Origin of the sequence: Wolbachia endosymbiont of Aedes albopictus, assembly GCF_024804185.1 — a bacterium.
Taxonomy (GTDB): Bacteria; Pseudomonadota; Alphaproteobacteria; order Rickettsiales; family Anaplasmataceae; genus Wolbachia; species Wolbachia pipientis_B.
The window spans coordinates 836543-852979 of record NZ_CP101657.1; the positions used below are offsets into that span (position 1 = coordinate 836543).

Below are 16437 nucleotides of genomic sequence, written 5' to 3' on the forward strand. Positions count from 1 at the left end.
ATAATTTAACCAATTACAATTAAAACAGCTATAAGGTTAATTATGAGGCAAAGATGACAGCACAAAGATTTTTGAATGGAACGACTTACTTGACAAGTGCTACGTTGAAATAAGTTTTACATAAAATACTGCTTTTACGGTGTGGGGCCAGAGGGTAGAGCCTTTGTAAAGCAGTTAGAAGGTTGTCATCTAAGTAGCGTGACCAGAGCTAGATTCCGCGAACACGCCGCGGAATGACGACTATGCAATATGCGTTGCGGAGTGACGATTATGGTCATACCGTCACGGTATCTCACAAACATGTAGCAGTAATGACAAAATCTCAAGTTATATGTATACTTTTATATTATCTACCTACTAAAAAAACAGAAAAATGCTCAAACACAGCGGGCCAAAGAAATTAAAGTCTATAATTGAAAATTATGCATTAAAATGCATGAAAAATAAGATTAGCAAAAATGAAATACGCTTGATTTTAAACTGGCGAAATATAGTAGGGAAAGAAATAGCAGAGTGTACAAAACCGAAAAAGATCTCATATGCACAGAATGTAAATTCTGGTGTATTGCATCTAGTAGTAACAAATGGCAGTAAAGCATTAGAAATTCAGCATATGATTTCTCTTATAATAGAAAAAATTACGATATTTTTTGGCTACAAAGCAGTATATGGTATAAAAATTAAGCAAGAGAGTATTGACTATTTGACTATATAAGGTAATCTAAGTACATAGAATAATTTGGTATATTGAAGTGAGTAGAGTTTGTGAATTAACAAATAGAAAAAAATCTTTTGGTAATAAGGTATCACATTCGAATCGTAAAACAAAGCGTACCTTTCTTTTAAATTTACATAAGGTTACGTTGACAAGTGATATATTGAATAAAAAGTTTAGATTTCGTGTGGCAACAAGAACTTTGAGAACTATAGATTACAAAGGTGATTTAGATGCTTTTTTGCTCAACACAAGAACGATTAAACTAAGTGAGAAAGCGCAGAAGATAAAAAGAAGGTTGAAAAAAGTTTTAGTAAAGCAAGAGGTAGAGTTAGCCGTTTCAGATGCATAACAAACCTCAATGGCTCAGAGCAAAAGCTCCGACCGGTGAAGTATTCAATGAAACCTTAAACATCGTTAAACTGCATAACTTACATACGGTATGTGAAGAAGCTGCATGTCCAAATATTGGTGAATGTTGGAATAAACGTCACGCTACTGTGATGATTCTCGGTTCTGTTTGCACTCGTGCTTGTGCATTTTGCAATGTTGCAACTGGCATTCCTGATAAGTTAGACCCTCATGAACCAGAAAATTTAGCAAAAGCAATAAAAAAGTTAAACTTAAAACATGTTGTCATTACTTCTGTTGATCGTGATGATTTACCAGATGGTGGTGCAAATCAGTTTATACAGTGCATAGAAGAAATTAGAAAGATAACTTCAGAAACAACAATAGAGATTTTAACTCCTGATTTTTTAAATAAGAAAGGAGCATTTGAAGCAATTGCTGTTGCATCACCTGATGTCTATAACCACAATATTGAAACAGTGCCGAGATTGTATGCAAAAATAAGACCACGAGCTCGCTATTTTCATTCACTATATTTGTTGAAGATGGTAAAGCAGATTAATCCTAAAGTTTTCACAAAGTCAGGGCTTATGGTTGGTCTTGGAGAAACAAAAGAGGAAATACTTCAGATTATGGACGATTTGCGCAGTGCTGAGGTTGATTTTATTACAATTGGTCAATATCTACAACCAACTCCAAAACATGCAAAACTTGATAGGTATGTTACCCCAGAGGAATTTGAGCATTATAAATACGTTGCTTACTCCAAAGGTTTCTTAGTGGTTGCGTCAAGCCCACTGACTAGGTCATCATACCATGCTGAAGAAGATTTTAACAGGCTCAAGGCCTGCCGCTGATGTTAATTCAAATTAATTTTTACTCATTATAAAGGAGTTAAGCGACTTTACGTAATGTCTACTATAAAAATCGAGAAGAAATCACAATTAGTTAAAGAGGTATTCGATTCCGTGGCAAGTCGCTACGATACCATGAATGATATAATGAGCCTAGGAATGCACAGATTATGGAAAGATAAGATGGTAAATAGTGTGCATTTTACAAAAAACTCTAAGGTTTTAGATGTTGCTGGAGGAACTGGAGATATAGCAATAAGAATAGCAAGAAAAGAGCCAAGTGCTAAGGTTACAGTATGTGACATAAATCAAAATATGCTAAGCAGAGGACGTGATAAAGCTATAAATTCAAACCAAATTAATTTTGATTGGGTATGTGCAAGTGCAGAAAGTTTACCATTTGAAGACTCCGAATTTGATTATTGCACAATAGCTTTTGGCATTCGAAACGTTTCTGACCGCAAGAAGGCTTTAAATGAGGCGCACAGGGTATTAAAACCACATGGGAAATTTATCTGCTTAGAATTTGCCCCTATGCACTATCAAAATGAGATATTTACCAAACTTTATGACTTATATTCATTTAAAGTAATTCCTAAAATTGGCAGCATAATTGCTAAAGACAGAAGTTCTTATGAATATTTAGTGAAGAGCATTAGAGAGTTTCCAACTCAGGCTGATTTTAAAATGGAAATTAAAGAGGTAGGCTTTAAGAATGTTGAGTTTCATAATATGAGCTATGGAATAGTGGCATTACACATTGGAACAAAATGAATATTAAATTCTGGTATAGAACGCTGGATTATTATCTCATCCTTCCAGTGCTTTTTTTGCTCACTATAAGCTTCATTCTTGTTTATTCAGCAAGCCCTGTAATTGCGCAGCGTCTTTCTTTACCACAAGATTATTTTATACGGCGCCATACAATTTATATAGTCCTGTCACTAATTACCATGGTGACATTTTCTTTTCTCAATACAAGAACTATACTTAACCTCTCATTCGCAGGTTTCATTTTATTTACTATTTTAGTGGCAGCTGCGATAATACTTGGTATAGAGGTAAAAGGTGCGAAACGATGGTTACATATTGTCAAAATTTCAGTTCAACCATCTGAGTTCGTAAGGCCATTTTTTTCTGTTGTCATAGCTAGTATCTTAGCCAGCGGAATGAAGTTTAAAATGCACATATCAATCATAATATTTCTGTTAGTTTTTGTGTTGTTACTTTTGCAACCTGATTTCAGTATGTCCATGCTTTTAACATATTCTTTTATTGGTCAAATGTTTATTGCATGTATACCACTTTTATACTTTCTATGCATAATAGGAATGGCTACAACTGGAACTACAATAGCTTACTTATGTCTCCCACATATAAAGCAAAGGATTTACAATTTTGTCTTTTTTACGCAACGCGATAACTTTCAAGTCATAAAATCATTAGAAGCATTCAAAAGAGGTCAATTAACTGGAGTTGGACCTGGTGAAGGTAGCGTAAAAACCTCTCTTCCTGATTGTCATACAGATTTTGTGTTTTCTGTTTTAGCAGAAGAATTTGGTTTGATTACGTGCTTAGCCACATTGATGTTATTTGGCATCATTTCTGCCCGCTTGCTTTACGTTGCATATAGGGAAAATGAATTATTCAATCTATTGGTGATTCTTGGTATCTCAATTCAATTCATCACACAATTCATAATAAACACAGGGGTAACATTAAGTGTTTTTCCCACCACCGGCATAACCCTGCCACTACTTAGCTATGGTGGTTCTTCTCTTTTATCTTCGAGCATTGCACTTGGCATAATGCTGTCTTTCAGTAGAAATCAAGCTATCGCATTAAAGTTTCGTGAGCGTGTTATGCTTGTGGACTAGCCGCTCACAACTATTATTGGTATCCCTCCAAAATGAGTATCTGTTCAGATGAGTGGCAAGAGATATTATGAAATCTGAAAGAGTTATGCATAGCTGTACGAACATTCATTTTTGAAGACAGCAAATGGTGTCATTCCAGTCTGGAATCCAGAAATTTTGCTTATAACTGAGCTGATGAGCTAAAGGTAGTTGTCTTACGCTAAAACAAACGTTTTTAATTAAGTTGCATAGAACCAGTGTCTGGGCACTGGTGGCCCAAACTACAACGTTCGTACAGTTTCCTAGATTAAAAGGATCAACTGTAAGGCGTTTCTTTATGGCCTCCTGAACCATTAATTTAATCTTTGCCGGAAGAGCTGGAATTTCTTTTTCAATAACATTTTTTAAGAATTTTATAGTGTAAGTTTTATTTCCAGATGTTTTCATCATCCTCTACTTCTTCTTCACCTTCAGAGAGGCGATCGTCAGCTATTTCGGGTAGCTCTACATCTTCTTTGAACTCTTCTTCCACTAAACCTACTAAAACTTCAGGGATAGTTTTATTTTGAATCTCTGCCATTTCTGTAAGATACTGAGCCAATTTACTGTCAAAACTTACATTAACATTGAGCTTTTTTTGACTGTGAGCCATATATTAACCAAAAAATACTACTATAAACTATAACATTTTTACTTAATTTTGTCAACTTCTCTATTCGTTGAAAAAACAATCTTGCACAAAAAAAATCAACTCATCTCTTCCAAAGGTTCTATATTAAAGATGGAAAGTCCAGAAGCGATGACATGTGCTAAGGCTTGTACAAGGAACATTCTTGCAGCGGTGAGGTTTAAGTTGTCTTCCAGTATGAACCGCATGTTTAAATCACTCTTGCCATACCCCCATAAAACGTGAAACGCTTCTGCAACTTCAAGTAAGTAGAAAGTAATTCTGTGTGGCTCATAAAGCCTTGCTGCAGTTTCTACTACATCTGGCCACTTTGCTAAGGTTTTTATGAGGAATAGCTCCCCATCGGTCTTTAAAAGTGAAGGATCTGCTATTGGGAGCTCTTTTGGAGCATTACGCATTAACGAATGAGCACGAGCATGCGCATATTGCACGTAAAAAATAGGGTTGTCTTTTGACTGTTCTTTAACTTTAGCAAAATCAAAGTCCAAGACCATATCATTCTTGCGTGTTAACATTATAAAACGAATTATGTCCTTGCCAACTTCTTCCACTACATCTCTTGCTGTAAGGAAGTTTCCTGATCTTTTGGACATTTTAATGGGTTTTCTATTTTCAAAAAGGTTTACAATATTATGCAATTTTACGTCTATTTTTACTTGATTATTACTTAATGCATAAGCTGTTGCTTTTAATCTTTTAACATAACCATAGTGATCATTACCAAGCTCTAATACCAAATAATTAAAACCACGTGATATTTTATCAAAATTATAAGCAATTTCCGAGGCAAAATAAGTCCAACTGCCGTCCTCTTTCTTCAATGCGCGGTCAACGTCATCACCAAATTTTGTAGAGCGAAATAACATCTCTTTTCTGGGAGTCCAATTTTCGCTTTCTTTACCTTTTGGTTTCTCCAGGTACCCTTCATACACTAGACCCTTGTCAGATAATATCTTTATACTCTCTTCAATTTTGCCACTTTTTTGTAGCTCATACTCTGAAGTAAAGACATCATGACTTACCCCAAGTAAGTTCATGTCTTCCTTTATGATTCCTAAGATGGAACTTAAAGTATATTCCCTAATCACCTGATTATCTTGCTTTTCTAGAAGCTCCTTGCCATATTTTTTGGCCAGCCCATTCCCTATCGGTTTTAAATATTCACCTGGGTATAAACCTTTTTCGATGCTGATTTTTTCTCCCAGAGCTTCCTTATACCGCAAATATACTGACTTTATTAGTGTATCTATCTGCGCTCCAGCATCATTAATATAGTATTCCTTAGTAACTTTATAACCAACTTTTTTCAATAAATTTGCCAGAACATCACCAAATACTGCTCCTCTTGCGTGACCAATATGCAGTGGACCAGTTGGGTTTGCAGATACAAACTCAACATTGATGGCCTGATTGTTCCCTATATCTAGGGTGCCAAACTCTGTTTTCAGCTCATTTATTTGTTTTAAAATTCCATGCCATACTTCTATTTTTAAGTGCATGTTGATGAAACCAGGACCTGCTATTTCCACTTTTGCAACTTCATCAAAAGCTTTAAATTCTCTTGCTAACATCCCTGCAATCTCGACTGAATTCTTCTTTTCATGCTTTGCAAGCACCATAGCAACATTTGTATAGATATCACCATGTGCTCTATTGCTTGGAGGCTCTACAATAAAATTTGCCGCACTTGTATTTATGACACCCCTTTGCTTCAACTCATTTAATTTGCTGGAAATTAGAGAGGAAACCTGTTTGAAAATGTTCATCAACTAGAAAAATTATGAAAACCTATAGCAGTATAGCGAATAAGTGGGGCTAGTTGAAGGTTTATCTTATATCTACTTTTTACTTGGTGTAAGGCGAACTTTTCTGGGTTGAAAGACCCAGAAAAGTTATAGTTTATATTAAGATATTGTCGGAATCATGGTAAGAGAAAGTCTCATCTTGATTGTTATCAACACTAGGGGAATAAGACCTTTTTTCTACAGAATTATCAGGAATTTTCAACGTTACTTCCTTGTTAGAAGTCCATAGAATTTTATCTATGATTTTAGCGTATTCCTGACATTTTGCATTACTTCCACAGTCTTTCATTGTACCATCACGATTTAAGTGAGGTTTTAATTGAGAGTAGTATATTCCAGTGTTGTTACCATCCTTGTCTATTATTTTGTTAGAACGATCAAGAATTATCAATGGTGATTTTAATTCTGCAACTATAGTTTTACCTGCACATTCTTCTAATTCCTTTCCCTTAAGGTTTAATACTAAATTAGGACACCTATCATTGAGAAAGAAATTTTTACTGTATATATAATCATAATACGGTGCAGTGGAAGGACAACAAACACTCGTTTTATCACTCTGAAAGTCCTCTGGACATCTTAACGAAGCATCCCCTGTTTTACCTCCTTTATTACACCACATATTGCTTGGCGCAGCCCACGTGTAGTTTATGTTGCTTCCACACTTGGTATTTTCTTCGGATTTAAAAGTTATAGCAAAATTGTCTGCATGGTACTGTTTACCATCTTTCGTATAAAAATGATCTACAATCTTTTTATTGCTCATTAAGTCAGGAAGAAACTGCTTCAAAAGATCTTTTGTAAACCAACCAGGCTGACCGACCTCACCGCGTGATTTATAATATCCTGCATAACTTGAACAGTTATCCTTATCAGTAGCATGTTTATCAGTTATCAGCATACTTTCTATGGCTCCTTTACTTCCATCATCAACTTCACCTTTCCCTTTATCTTTTTCCTCATTAGAAGTCTTATTCTGATCACACTTACAATCTATCTCATCTTTTATTTTATTTTTTATTTCCTCCTTAGTCTTATCATCAATTTCGCACTTATGATCTTTCTCTAATCCACTCTTAATATTTTTCTTCAGTTCATTCTTAGTCTTATCATCAATTTCACACTTATGATCTTTCTCTAGTTCAATTTTTATATTTTTCTTCAATTCATTCTTAATATTTTCCTTCAATTCATTCTTAGTCTTATCATCATATGGATCTATAATAATATTAACTCCTAATGTATCACTGGTACAGCACGTATTAAATGGCAAAGGACACATATAATTTGTATTTTCCTGATTCGGACAAGAAAGATTTTTTACTAGCATAAAGTACCTCCATTGGTAAATGAAATTATTAAAAAATTAACCACAAAGTGAAAGTGTGTACTGAAAATGTACACACTTCATCACTTTGATATAATATCAACAGTACCCTCTGGTACTGATGGAAAGAAAAATAGGTTTTAACCTCTTTTAAATCTAACACAGAAGAGTTTATTACTTCTACACATGCATCACACATGAAGAACTGTTTTCACAGCTGCCCATAAGTTTACCGTTACGCAAGCTGTATCTACAGGAGTGCATGAAGATGAAAAAATTATGGGTCATAATAATCCTCTAAAAAATACTATGAGATGATTATAAATCAAAATGATTAAAAATTTAATAATTTTAATTATAAATCTAGCATATCAACTAACGATATGATTTAAATTTTCTTTCAATTCCACTGTATCTTCGCCAGTTTTGTATACAGCCCGTCTTTACTCATTAGAGAGTTATGAGTTCCTACTTCTTCTACTTTCCCATGGTTAATCACTATAATCTTGTCAGTTTTAAGTGCAGTTGATAACCTATGTGTAATTACGATCGTTGTTCTGTTTTGCATTAACTTGCTCAATGCTTGTTGCACGAGGTTTTCACTTTTATAATCAAGGGCAGAGGTTGCTTCATCCAGTATTAAAACCTGAGGGTTTTTGAGTATGGCTCTTGCTATTATAATACGTTGTTTTTGTCCTTCAGAAAGTTTTAATCCTCTTTTTCCTACAAATGTATCAAATTTATCAGGCAGCTTATCAATAAATTCCATCGCATAAGCACTGATAGCTGCTTGCTTCACTTCCTCATATTCAGCATCTGGTTTACCATATAGTATATTTTCCATTATTGAGCAAGAAAATATCATGTGATCTTGTGGCACTAAGCCAAACAACGATCTGAGGCCATTGAGTGCAATTGACTTAATATTGTGCCCATCGATAGTAATGCTACCTTTGTTTGGATCATGAAAACGGAGCAGAAGCTTTAAAATGGTGCTTTTACCACTGCCAGATGGGCCAACAATTGACACTGCTTGACCTGCCTCTATAGAAAATGATACGTTATTTAACGCTGGCTTATCAGAATGAGATTCATAAAAAAATGTTACGCCATTAAACGAAATTCCTTTTTGAACACTACAAATTTTTATAGGATCATCGGCATCTGCTATAGAGCTTTTCATATTTGTAAATTCAAATAAACGCTCTACTATTCCAAGACCTCGTTGTAAATCACTGATATTATCGCTCAAATTATTTATAGCTCCTGCCGCAAGCGCTGAATAAAACACAAATGAGGAGAGTTCTCCAATAGTTATATTATTGCTTAAGACTTCTTTAATACCGAAGAAGAGCAAAACAACTAGTGAACCTATCACACACGTGATAACTAGAGTTACTAAAATAGCACGCAAGAGTACTAATTTTACGTATGATTTTGATACTGAGTTTAAATGTTCCTTAAAACGGATTTTTTCGTTTTCTTCGAGTACAAACGATTTGATGGTTACGATAGACCGAAAATTTTCCTCACTAAGTGATGCAAGCTCACTTAATTTATCCTGGGCAAAGCGTGCATGGCTACGCACTTTTTTTCCAAGTGAGGTCATGATAATGAGTAGTATAGGTATTATTGCGGCTGCATACGCAGTTAGTTGTATATTTGTATATAATAACATGGCAACACTACCAATCAGAATCACAAAATTTCGTAATATGGTTAGTAAGCTGCTGTTTATTATTGATTGCAGCACAGAGGTATCAGTAATGAGTGCTGAGATAACATCTTGTACGCCTGTGTTCTCAAAGAAGCTTGGTTGTAAATCGGTAATACTGCTATATAAGTTGTATCTGATTCGTGCGATAACTTTCTCGCTGCCAATGCCAATGAAATATAACCGAGTAAATGCAGTGAGAGAAATGGCTAAAACTATAAGTATTGCAACTAATAGTTTGGTAGTAAAATCGTGCTCTGTGCCAGAATCAATTATATTGCTTAAGCCTCTGCCAAAGAGGAGGATCGTTAAGGCTGAAAATAAAACTGCAATAAAAGCTATGATGAAATAAGATAGATTAGGCTTTATATAGCAAAATAACTCTCTAATATTAGATCGCATCGTATTTTGAAGTTTCTGGAGTTAAGTATATAGATTTTAGTTTCAGGAGAAAGAAGAAAGGTACGGCTAACGTCATACTGTGTACAAACGTTGCAATTTTTAAGCAAAGTGATGTTGTTCAAGTAGCTGACACTTGGGGTCTATGTTTTACACGCTGGAATGACAAAGAGAGCGTGCGTAGGTGTCATCCCAGTACTCCTTTCTCGTCATCTCAGTGCCTATTTCTTTGTCATCCGAGTAGCCCCTTTTTTGTCATCCCAGTGCGTGACACTGGGATCCAGAAGACTTAATTTCAACCAAATAATAAAGGCTAGATCCCAGTGTCTGGGCACTGGGATGACAAAAAAAGGAGCACTGGCATGACACCTGTAGCCCTACGTCATACCGCGATTCATTCGCGGTATCTTATCCGCTGACAAGAGATCCCGCTGCGGGATGACGAATTGCTTAACCGTCATCCCGCGATTCATTCGCGGTATCTCATCCGCTAACACGCAGCGGGATACTTGACCTTTACAGGGATGACGGTTGTCGTTTAGTTACAAACATTAAGAAATTTACCAAACGAAAAAAAAGGCAAAAGAAACCCCGTGGTGCGAGTTTTGACTCTATATTACTGTAAGTGGCGCTGTAATAATGTGCTAACGCTTAAAATAAGCGCGATTTGGCTGAATGTAGAAAAAATAAAAAAGACATGCAGCCGCTATAATTTTATGTAATCCGCCAATAAATACTCTGAGTTTTTTACTGAATTTTGTCATTGAACCCGCGCGGATCAAAAACAAGTTTTGAGTCAGAAATACCCTTATTATCATAATAAGAGGGCTAGCGGAGTTTGTCAAGCAAGTTTTTTCGTTTCTATTTCCAAGAAAAGTTCGTTATATAGTTATGCAAGAAGTCTATTCGTGTAGTTGTCTAGTTATAAATCACTCACAATTGATATGCTCGAATTATTCTCAGTAAATAAATCAAGCATAATGTTAGGTATTCTACCATCAACTATGTGAACAACTCCAGCACATTCCTTTATCATTTTAGTATATGCCATAAGCCTTCCAATAAATTTTTCTCCTTGAATTTTGCCACAATCAATCGATGCATTTAAATTTTTAACAGATATCTTCCTGCCACCAATTTTATCTATTTCTTCACCTGTATCGCTAAAGGTTATCATTTTAGATGCAGAAACTGCAATTGCAATTGTGCTTGCAGTGCTATCGGCATCAATATGATATGTTTCCCCATTTTTTCCATGACCGATAGGTGCAATAACTGGTATAAAATCTGATTCTTCAATAAAAAATAATATATCGGGATTGATTTCAGTGGGCTTACCGATGAATCCCATGTCTAATATTTTTTCGATGTTATTTGATCTGTCTTCCTTAAGCGTAGTGCTTATCTTTTCAGCTTTTATTAAGTTGCCGTCTTTTCCACATAATCCAATGGCTGAACCACCAGCAGAATTTATATGCTGAACAATTTTTTTATTAACTGAACCACACAGTGCCATTTCAATGATTTTCATAGTGTCTTTGTCTGTAAGTCTGATACCATTCACAAAATTACTGTCCATACCCAGCATTTTTAACACTGAGTTAATTTCATATTCTCCGTCATGAACTATCACTGGATTTATACCAAGCTGCTTTAATAAGACAACATTATGCACAAAAGTATAGAATAGTGTTTCATCTGAGATCGTTACGCTGCCACATTTAATGACAAAAGTTTCACCTACAAAGCTAGGTATGCTAGACAGCACTTTAAGTAATATTTCTGCTTTTTGTTCAAATGATACCTCACCCTTTAAAAATTCACTACTTTTCATTTTTTTATCTTGTAAACTTGAAAAACTCATCTCTTACCTTGATTATTTTATGCTTAACACGAATGCTTATTTGATGAATTGACACATTTTCATTATTAATCCATTTTTGAGTATCTTCTAGAATGGCACCTAGGATTTTTTGACTCACTTTATCTATTTTTGTTAGCACAACGTTAAAGTTAATATTATTATATATTAACCAATAAATGAAGTCTTTGTCTATTTCTTTTAATCCTACCTTGCTATCTATCAATACAAACACTCTTCTTAGATTTTTTCTTTGAATTAGATAATACTCAATTAAGTTTAAATATTGTATAATTTCTTCCTTACCTGCATGAGAATAACCATACCCTGGTAGGTCAACAAGTCTGAACTTATCATTGTACATAGAATAAAAATTTATTTGTCTAGTGCATCCAGGTTTAGAGGAAACTCTGGCAGCTTTTTTGCTGTTTATCAGTAAGTTGATCAGACTGGATTTTCCTACATTTGATCTACCAGCAAACGCAATCTCTGGAGCCGACTCATCTGGTAATGATTTCATGTCCGAAGCTCCAAATATGAAATTGCAGCTTGATGTTATCTGTCTTGCCATTATATTCAAGTAGAAGGTATGTTATAGTGTTATTGCTTGATATAAGAAATTTTTTATTTCAGTATATATTACTTAGCTAGATCTGTACTATATGAATATAGAGAATAATTTACAAGACTTAAAGAAAAAATTTAGTGATATAGAAAGGAACTTGGAAAACCCTACCAATTTAAGTCAAAAAGAATTCATTACCCTTTCAAAGGAATACTCTGAGCTCAGGCCAATAATCAGGATAATTGATGAATATAACACGCTGAAAGAGGAAATTTCAGACTTAGAAGAAATAATGAAAGATGAAAATAGCGAAGGTGGTATAAAAGAGTTAGCAAAAGAAGAATTTTTCGAAAAGCACAAGGTATTATTACCAAAAATAAAAGCAAAATTAAAGTTAGCATTATTGCCCAAAGATGAAGATGACTCAAGAAATGCAATATTAGAAATTAGAGCAGGTACAGGCGGAGAAGAAGCAGCATTATTTGCAGCAATGTTATTTCGTATGTATCAAAAATATGCAGAAAGAAGAAATTGGAAGTTCGAGCCAATAAGCATTTCTAATACAGGTATAGGTGGCTATAAAGAAGCTTCTGCACTCATTAATGGAACAGAAGTTTTTGCAAGGTTGAAATTTGAATCAGGAGCGCACAGAGTACAGAGAGTGCCAGAAACTGAATCCTCAGGAAGGTTACATACCTCTGCCGCTACTGTTGCGATATTACCTGAAGTAGAAGAAGTTGATTTTAAAATAGAAGAAAAAGACTTACGAATAGATGTTTATAGATCCAGTGGTCCTGGAGGGCAATCAGTGAATACAACTGACAGCGCAGTAAGGGTCACCCACTTGCCAACAGGGATAATTGTAATACAGCAAGATGAAAAATCGCAGCACAAAAATAAAGCTAAAGCGCTTAAAGTATTGAGGGCAAGGCTATACGAAATTGAAAGACAAAAAAAAGAAATGGAAAGGTCAACAATGAGAAAAAGTCAGATTGGCTCTGGTGATCGTTCCGAGCGCATAAGAACATATAATTTTCCACAATCAAGAATAACAGACCACAGAATTAATCTAACTTCACATCGGCTAGAGCAGATTATAAAAGAAGGTGAACTAGATGAATTTATTGAGGCACTAATCTCACGTAATGAAGCAGAAAGATTGGCCGGGGAAAGTTAATCGCTCACATCTGTAAATTGAATTGTGCCTTCTGATACGTTAAAATAGTGCATCATATCAGGAAAACTAGGTACGGAAATGTCAATTTCAATGAACTTGGCAATTAGAGACAGGATTAACAGAAATGGTAGTAACATTTGAGATTTTTAATTAATGAATAAAAATATCACATTTAAAGCGTTGAAAGAAGGACATTTTTTACTGTTATTAAGATGGTTAGAAACGCCTCATGTGAAGCTATTTATTTCCTCTTACTTTTTCAACAGTCCGTCTAAATTACTACAAGCAGTTTAATTTTTAGTAAATATGTCATTATTAAAAAATAGCAAGAAGCTTTATAGAAACTTAACATAATTTTATCATAAAAATGTCATCCTTAAGTCCTATGTAAAAACAAATTTTGGCACTAAGTGAATCTTTTTTAATTAACTATGAGCTGGATAAATTGGAAAATAAATTTTGTTTACTTTTATAATACCTTAAGATCTAATATCACTTTATCAGTCAAAAGTATCACAATAGGCTAGTATGTTCCTTACTCTTTTTCTCAAAATATTACCTATTTATATTACAATATTTATTGGTTATTTAGCAGGAAAATGTCTTAAAATTGACAGAAACACTATATCTCAAATACTCTTTTATATAGCTAATCCAATAGTGATTTTATATGGAGTCTCTCATACAGAAGTTAATTTAAAAGTAATTTTTCTGCCGGTTTTGATATGGTTTATAAGTAGCACTATGTCTTTATCAGTGTATTATCTTTCTTCTTTTTTATTTAAGGATAACACGAGAAACATATTAGCGTTTAGCTCGGGCAGCACAAGTATGGGTTATTTTGGCCTGCCGATTGCCATGGCTTTATTTGATGAAGATTCAGTATCTGTATATGTTGTTTGTTATATAGGAATGGCGTTGTTTGAAAATAGCTTAGGATTTTACATAGCCGCAAATGGTATTTATACTGCAAAAGAATGCATATTAAAGTTGTTCAAACTTCCTTCGCTTTATGCGATGGTTCTGGGCTTCTTTTTAAGTATATACGATATACAAATACCTACTTTTTTAACAGATGTTATGATGAATATTAGAAGTACATTTGTTACACTAGGAATGGTGCTACTTGGAGTGAGCATTGCGAATATTACAAGCTTTAAAGTAGATTGGAAGCTTGCTTTGATCACTATTACAGCAAAGTACGTATTCTGGCCATTATTTGTTTTAGGAATCGTTCTTATAGACAAACATGTTATAGGTGTATACGACGAGAGTATATATAAAGCACTGATGTTGCTAGCTATTATTCCAGTTTCTGGGTCCAGTATAATACTTGCTAATATTTTGAATTATCAACCAGATAAAGCTACTCTGTTGCTTCTAATCAGTACTGCAGTGGGACTATTTTATGTTCCACTAATAATATCATTATTTTTCTCTAAACTTGTTCCTTTTTGATCAAAAATTTAAGTGCTTGCATGACCATATGAAAAACCAACAGCCCACTCTTTTGTCATTCCAGCGCGTGACGCTGGAATCCAGCCTTCCTGCAATCTCATCGAAAACATTGTAACCACTTTCTATGCTAGTTTGCTTGTGAGCAACCTGGATCCCAGACTGGAATGACAAGAAAGGAGTACTGGGATGACAGTAGGTAACGCAAGAAGTCTACTGCTATTCCACGTCAAGGACAACCATAAGTTCATTAGGGTTCACATAACCTAAAGCATTTTTTGCTTGCTCATCAAGCAGATCTAAATCTAAGCTTTTTTCATATAAGCCAAATACTTTGTTGTCCAACTTTTTCTTTTCAGAAGAGACATCCTTTAGCAAAAGTTTATTGTACTCGATTTGTTTTTTTAAGTCTATTAGTGTCAATAAGCCGCGTTTACCTGTAATTGTGCTAATGCTGAAATATAATGTAAGAGAAGAAATGAGCAGGGCTGCGCTTAAACACAGTAACTTTTGCTTCTTTTTAGATATAAGCACCGTACTTTCACATACAAGAAATGTATAATATGAAAAGGTGAACAAAAAGCTAAGAACCTTGACGTGCTTTACATCTTGGCTTTACCTTGTTTATAATGTAAATCTTACCAACCCTTTTCACAACTTTACAATTTTTATCTCTGTTACGATGAGATTTTAGCGACCCTTTGACTTTCATATCTATAGTAAGAATTAAATTACCTTACATTATGATCACTTACAGAGAGTTAGTCAATTGATAAATTTTTCACATTTTATTAAAATACTGTATAATTGTTGCTGATACTTCTTCGATTGACTTTTGCGTGACATCAATAATTGGCCAGTTATTCTGCTTAAATAGTTCCTCTGCTTCTTTAATTTCCTTTTCTACTTTCTCAGGATTAGCATATATATTGTTATCTTCGTTGTTAATTGAAGTAAGTCTATTTTTGCGTATTTCTATTAGTCTACTTACGTCTATTGTTACCCCTATCGTTAGTTTATTTTTTAATTTTGCCAAGTCGACATAAAAGGGTACTCCACTAACAAAAGGAATATTTGCAACCTTATAGCCTCGGTAAGCTAAATACGTACTGGTGGGAGATTTTGATGTACGTGAAACTCCAACCAAAATTATATCTGCTTTATCAATATCTTGAATACTTTGTCCATCATCATGATTAATAGTGTAGTTTATTGCCTCAATGCGCTGGAAATATTCGTTATTTATCTCAGTATGCAAGTCAAGCTTTTCGTCTTTTTCAATTTCAAGATAGGAGGAAATTTCTCTAATAATATGTGATAATATTGCTCTATAGGGAATTTTCAACTTTATACAGTTATCTTTTAGATATTTTCTTAGCTCATCATCAGTAATAGTGCATATAACAAAGTTATGCTCATCACTTTTCTTATTAATTTCCTCCAAAATTTTATCAACCTGCTCTTCTCCTTTCACAAAAGACCAAACATATTCGATTGTTTCTACAGAACGAAAGTGTTTCAGAGCTGATTTTGCAACTGATATAACAGTTTCACCACTTGAATCTGATACTAAGTGTAGATTAAGCTTTTTAAGGGTCATCAACGTTATACTAAAAATAATAGCAAGCGATCTGCTACTGAAATTGTGCTAATTTATTATACTACGTAAA

19 protein-coding genes and 2 pseudogenes are annotated in these 16437 nt (G+C 34.3%); 9 read left to right on the top strand and 12 right to left on the bottom strand.

What is annotated here, in order from left to right; all coding sequences use genetic code 11:
• Positions 1–373: 373 nt before the first annotated feature.
• The 5 genes from NHG98_RS04305 to NHG98_RS04325 are packed head-to-tail and all read left to right on the top strand — an operon-like array spanning position 374 to position 3797.
• Complete coding sequence (locus NHG98_RS04305; RefSeq protein ID WP_096616965.1) at positions 374–715, top strand: DUF721 domain-containing protein; 342 nt, start codon at positions 374–376, stop codon at positions 713–715.
• 37 nt (positions 716–752) lie between these two features.
• On the top strand, positions 753–1067 hold the full coding sequence (rpmB, locus tag NHG98_RS04310; RefSeq protein WP_006279619.1) for a 50S ribosomal protein L28: 315 nt from the start codon (positions 753–755) through the stop codon (positions 1065–1067).
• Entirely contained in the window at positions 1060–1923 is an 864-nt protein-coding gene (lipA, locus tag NHG98_RS04315; protein WP_096616963.1) for a lipoyl synthase, read from the top strand. Before rpmB ends, lipA begins: the two co-directional genes overlap by 8 nt.
• A gap of 54 nt (positions 1924–1977) precedes the next feature.
• Positions 1978–2694 (top strand): bifunctional demethylmenaquinone methyltransferase/2-methoxy-6-polyprenyl-1,4-benzoquinol methylase UbiE, encoded by a 717-nt coding sequence (gene ubiE, locus NHG98_RS04320; protein WP_096616961.1) that lies wholly within the window; start codon positions 1978–1980, stop codon positions 2692–2694.
• Entirely contained in the window at positions 2691–3797 is a 1107-nt protein-coding gene (locus NHG98_RS04325; RefSeq protein ID WP_096616959.1) for an FtsW/RodA/SpoVE family cell cycle protein, read from the top strand. The genes ubiE and NHG98_RS04325 overlap by 4 nt, the downstream gene beginning before the upstream one ends.
• A 105-nt stretch (positions 3798–3902) precedes the next feature.
• On the opposite strand, the gene NHG98_RS04330 is transcribed toward NHG98_RS04325, so the two are convergent.
• The 5 genes from NHG98_RS04330 to NHG98_RS04350 all read right to left on the bottom strand — a co-directional run bounded on the left by NHG98_RS04330 (position 3903) and on the right by NHG98_RS04350 (position 9712).
• Entirely contained in the window at positions 3903–4226 is a 324-nt protein-coding gene (locus NHG98_RS04330) for a hypothetical protein (protein WP_259245319.1), read from the bottom strand.
• On the bottom strand, positions 4204–4428 hold the full coding sequence (locus tag NHG98_RS04335; RefSeq protein WP_096616957.1) for a hypothetical protein: 225 nt from the start codon (positions 4426–4428) through the stop codon (positions 4204–4206). The genes NHG98_RS04330 and NHG98_RS04335 overlap by 23 nt, the downstream gene beginning before the upstream one ends.
• A gap of 95 nt (positions 4429–4523) precedes the next feature.
• Entirely contained in the window at positions 4524–6230 is a 1707-nt protein-coding gene (argS, locus tag NHG98_RS04340; protein ID WP_096616955.1) for an arginine--tRNA ligase, read from the bottom strand.
• A gap of 133 nt (positions 6231–6363) precedes the next feature.
• A complete protein-coding gene (locus tag NHG98_RS04345) occupies positions 6364–7599 on the bottom strand; it encodes a hypothetical protein (RefSeq protein WP_096616953.1) in 1236 nt (411 codons plus the stop codon).
• Positions 7600–7996: 397 nt separating this feature from the next.
• Positions 7997–9712 (bottom strand): ABC transporter ATP-binding protein, encoded by a 1716-nt coding sequence (locus tag NHG98_RS04350; protein WP_096616951.1) that lies wholly within the window; start codon positions 9710–9712, stop codon positions 7997–7999.
• A 159-nt stretch (positions 9713–9871) separates the two neighbouring features.
• Between NHG98_RS04350 and NHG98_RS04355 the strand changes: the two genes are divergently transcribed.
• A complete protein-coding gene (locus tag NHG98_RS04355) occupies positions 9872–10075 on the top strand; it encodes a hypothetical protein (RefSeq protein ID WP_259245320.1) in 204 nt (67 codons plus the stop codon).
• A 556-nt stretch (positions 10076–10631) separates the two neighbouring features.
• On the opposite strand, the gene argB is transcribed toward NHG98_RS04355, so the two are convergent.
• Together argB and yihA are read right to left on the bottom strand one after the other, a co-directional pair.
• Entirely contained in the window at positions 10632–11543 is a 912-nt protein-coding gene (gene argB, locus NHG98_RS04360) for an acetylglutamate kinase (RefSeq protein ID WP_096617208.1), read from the bottom strand.
• A 4-nt stretch (positions 11544–11547) separates the two neighbouring features.
• On the bottom strand, positions 11548–12141 hold the full coding sequence (gene yihA, locus NHG98_RS04365; RefSeq protein ID WP_096617175.1) for a ribosome biogenesis GTP-binding protein YihA/YsxC: 594 nt from the start codon (positions 12139–12141) through the stop codon (positions 11548–11550).
• Positions 12142–12232: 91 nt separating this feature from the next.
• On the opposite strand from yihA, the gene prfA reads away from it, so the two are divergent.
• Positions 12233–13312, top strand: a complete 1080-nt coding sequence (prfA, locus tag NHG98_RS04370; protein WP_096617177.1) for a peptide chain release factor 1 — start codon at positions 12233–12235, stop codon at positions 13310–13312.
• An 11-nt stretch (positions 13313–13323) separates the two neighbouring features.
• Here prfA and NHG98_RS06415 read toward each other — a convergent pair.
• Positions 13324–13449, bottom strand: a pseudogene (locus NHG98_RS06415) (multidrug effflux MFS transporter); the annotation flags it as partial.
• Between the two features lie 16 nt (positions 13450–13465).
• On the opposite strand from NHG98_RS06415, the pseudogene NHG98_RS06545 reads away from it, so the two are divergent.
• Positions 13466–13549, top strand: a pseudogene (locus NHG98_RS06545) (N-acetyltransferase); the annotation flags it as partial.
• Between the two features lie 291 nt (positions 13550–13840).
• Entirely contained in the window at positions 13841–14770 is a 930-nt protein-coding gene (locus NHG98_RS04375) for an AEC family transporter (RefSeq protein ID WP_096617179.1), read from the top strand.
• On the opposite strand, the gene NHG98_RS04380 is transcribed toward NHG98_RS04375, so the two are convergent.
• The 4 genes from NHG98_RS04380 to NHG98_RS04395 form a co-directional block, all read right to left on the bottom strand.
• Entirely contained in the window at positions 14771–14941 is a 171-nt protein-coding gene (locus tag NHG98_RS04380; protein ID WP_259245322.1) for a hypothetical protein, read from the bottom strand.
• Positions 14942–14986: 45 nt separating this feature from the next.
• A complete protein-coding gene (locus NHG98_RS04385) occupies positions 14987–15301 on the bottom strand; it encodes an FtsB family cell division protein (RefSeq protein ID WP_096617181.1) in 315 nt (104 codons plus the stop codon).
• Positions 15302–15350: 49 nt separating this feature from the next.
• The gene (gene ykgO, locus NHG98_RS04390; RefSeq protein WP_096617183.1) at positions 15351–15479 is read right to left on the bottom strand and encodes a type B 50S ribosomal protein L36; all 129 of its coding nucleotides are present in this window, start codon (positions 15477–15479) and stop codon (positions 15351–15353) included.
• Between the two features lie 69 nt (positions 15480–15548).
• Complete coding sequence (locus tag NHG98_RS04395; protein WP_096617185.1) at positions 15549–16367, bottom strand: pyruvate, water dikinase regulatory protein; 819 nt, start codon at positions 16365–16367, stop codon at positions 15549–15551.
• Positions 16368–16437: the final 70 nt, after the last annotated feature.

Bases quoted from the DNA above. Each gene is read 5' to 3' on its own strand.
- NHG98_RS04305 (WP_096616965.1), top strand. From the start codon at position 374: ATGCTCAAACACAGCGGGCCAAAGAAATTAAAGTCTATAATTGAAAAT.
- lipA (WP_096616963.1), top strand. From the start codon at position 1,060: ATGCATAACAAACCTCAATGGCTCAGAGCAAAAGCTCCGACCGGTGAA.
- ubiE (WP_096616961.1), top strand. From the start codon at position 1,978: ATGTCTACTATAAAAATCGAGAAGAAATCACAATTAGTTAAAGAGGTA.
- NHG98_RS04325 (WP_096616959.1), top strand. From the start codon at position 2,691: ATGAATATTAAATTCTGGTATAGAACGCTGGATTATTATCTCATCCTT.
- NHG98_RS04330 (WP_259245319.1), bottom strand. From the start codon at position 4,226: ATGATGAAAACATCTGGAAATAAAACTTACACTATAAAATTCTTAAAA.
- NHG98_RS04335 (WP_096616957.1), bottom strand. From the start codon at position 4,428: ATGGCTCACAGTCAAAAAAAGCTCAATGTTAATGTAAGTTTTGACAGT.
- argS (WP_096616955.1), bottom strand. From the start codon at position 6,230: ATGAACATTTTCAAACAGGTTTCCTCTCTAATTTCCAGCAAATTAAAT.
- NHG98_RS04345 (WP_096616953.1), bottom strand. From the start codon at position 7,599: ATGCTAGTAAAAAATCTTTCTTGTCCGAATCAGGAAAATACAAATTAT.
- NHG98_RS04350 (WP_096616951.1), bottom strand. From the start codon at position 9,712: ATGCGATCTAATATTAGAGAGTTATTTTGCTATATAAAGCCTAATCTA.
- NHG98_RS04355 (WP_259245320.1), top strand. From the start codon at position 9,872: ATGACAAAGAGAGCGTGCGTAGGTGTCATCCCAGTACTCCTTTCTCGT.
- argB (WP_096617208.1), bottom strand. From the start codon at position 11,543: ATGAAAAGTAGTGAATTTTTAAAGGGTGAGGTATCATTTGAACAAAAA.
- yihA (WP_096617175.1), bottom strand. From the start codon at position 12,141: ATGGCAAGACAGATAACATCAAGCTGCAATTTCATATTTGGAGCTTCG.
- prfA (WP_096617177.1), top strand. From the start codon at position 12,233: ATGAATATAGAGAATAATTTACAAGACTTAAAGAAAAAATTTAGTGAT.
- NHG98_RS04375 (WP_096617179.1), top strand. From the start codon at position 13,841: ATGTTCCTTACTCTTTTTCTCAAAATATTACCTATTTATATTACAATA.
- ykgO (WP_096617183.1), bottom strand. From the start codon at position 15,479: ATGAAAGTCAAAGGGTCGCTAAAATCTCATCGTAACAGAGATAAAAAT.
- NHG98_RS04395 (WP_096617185.1), bottom strand. From the start codon at position 16,367: ATGACCCTTAAAAAGCTTAATCTACACTTAGTATCAGATTCAAGTGGT.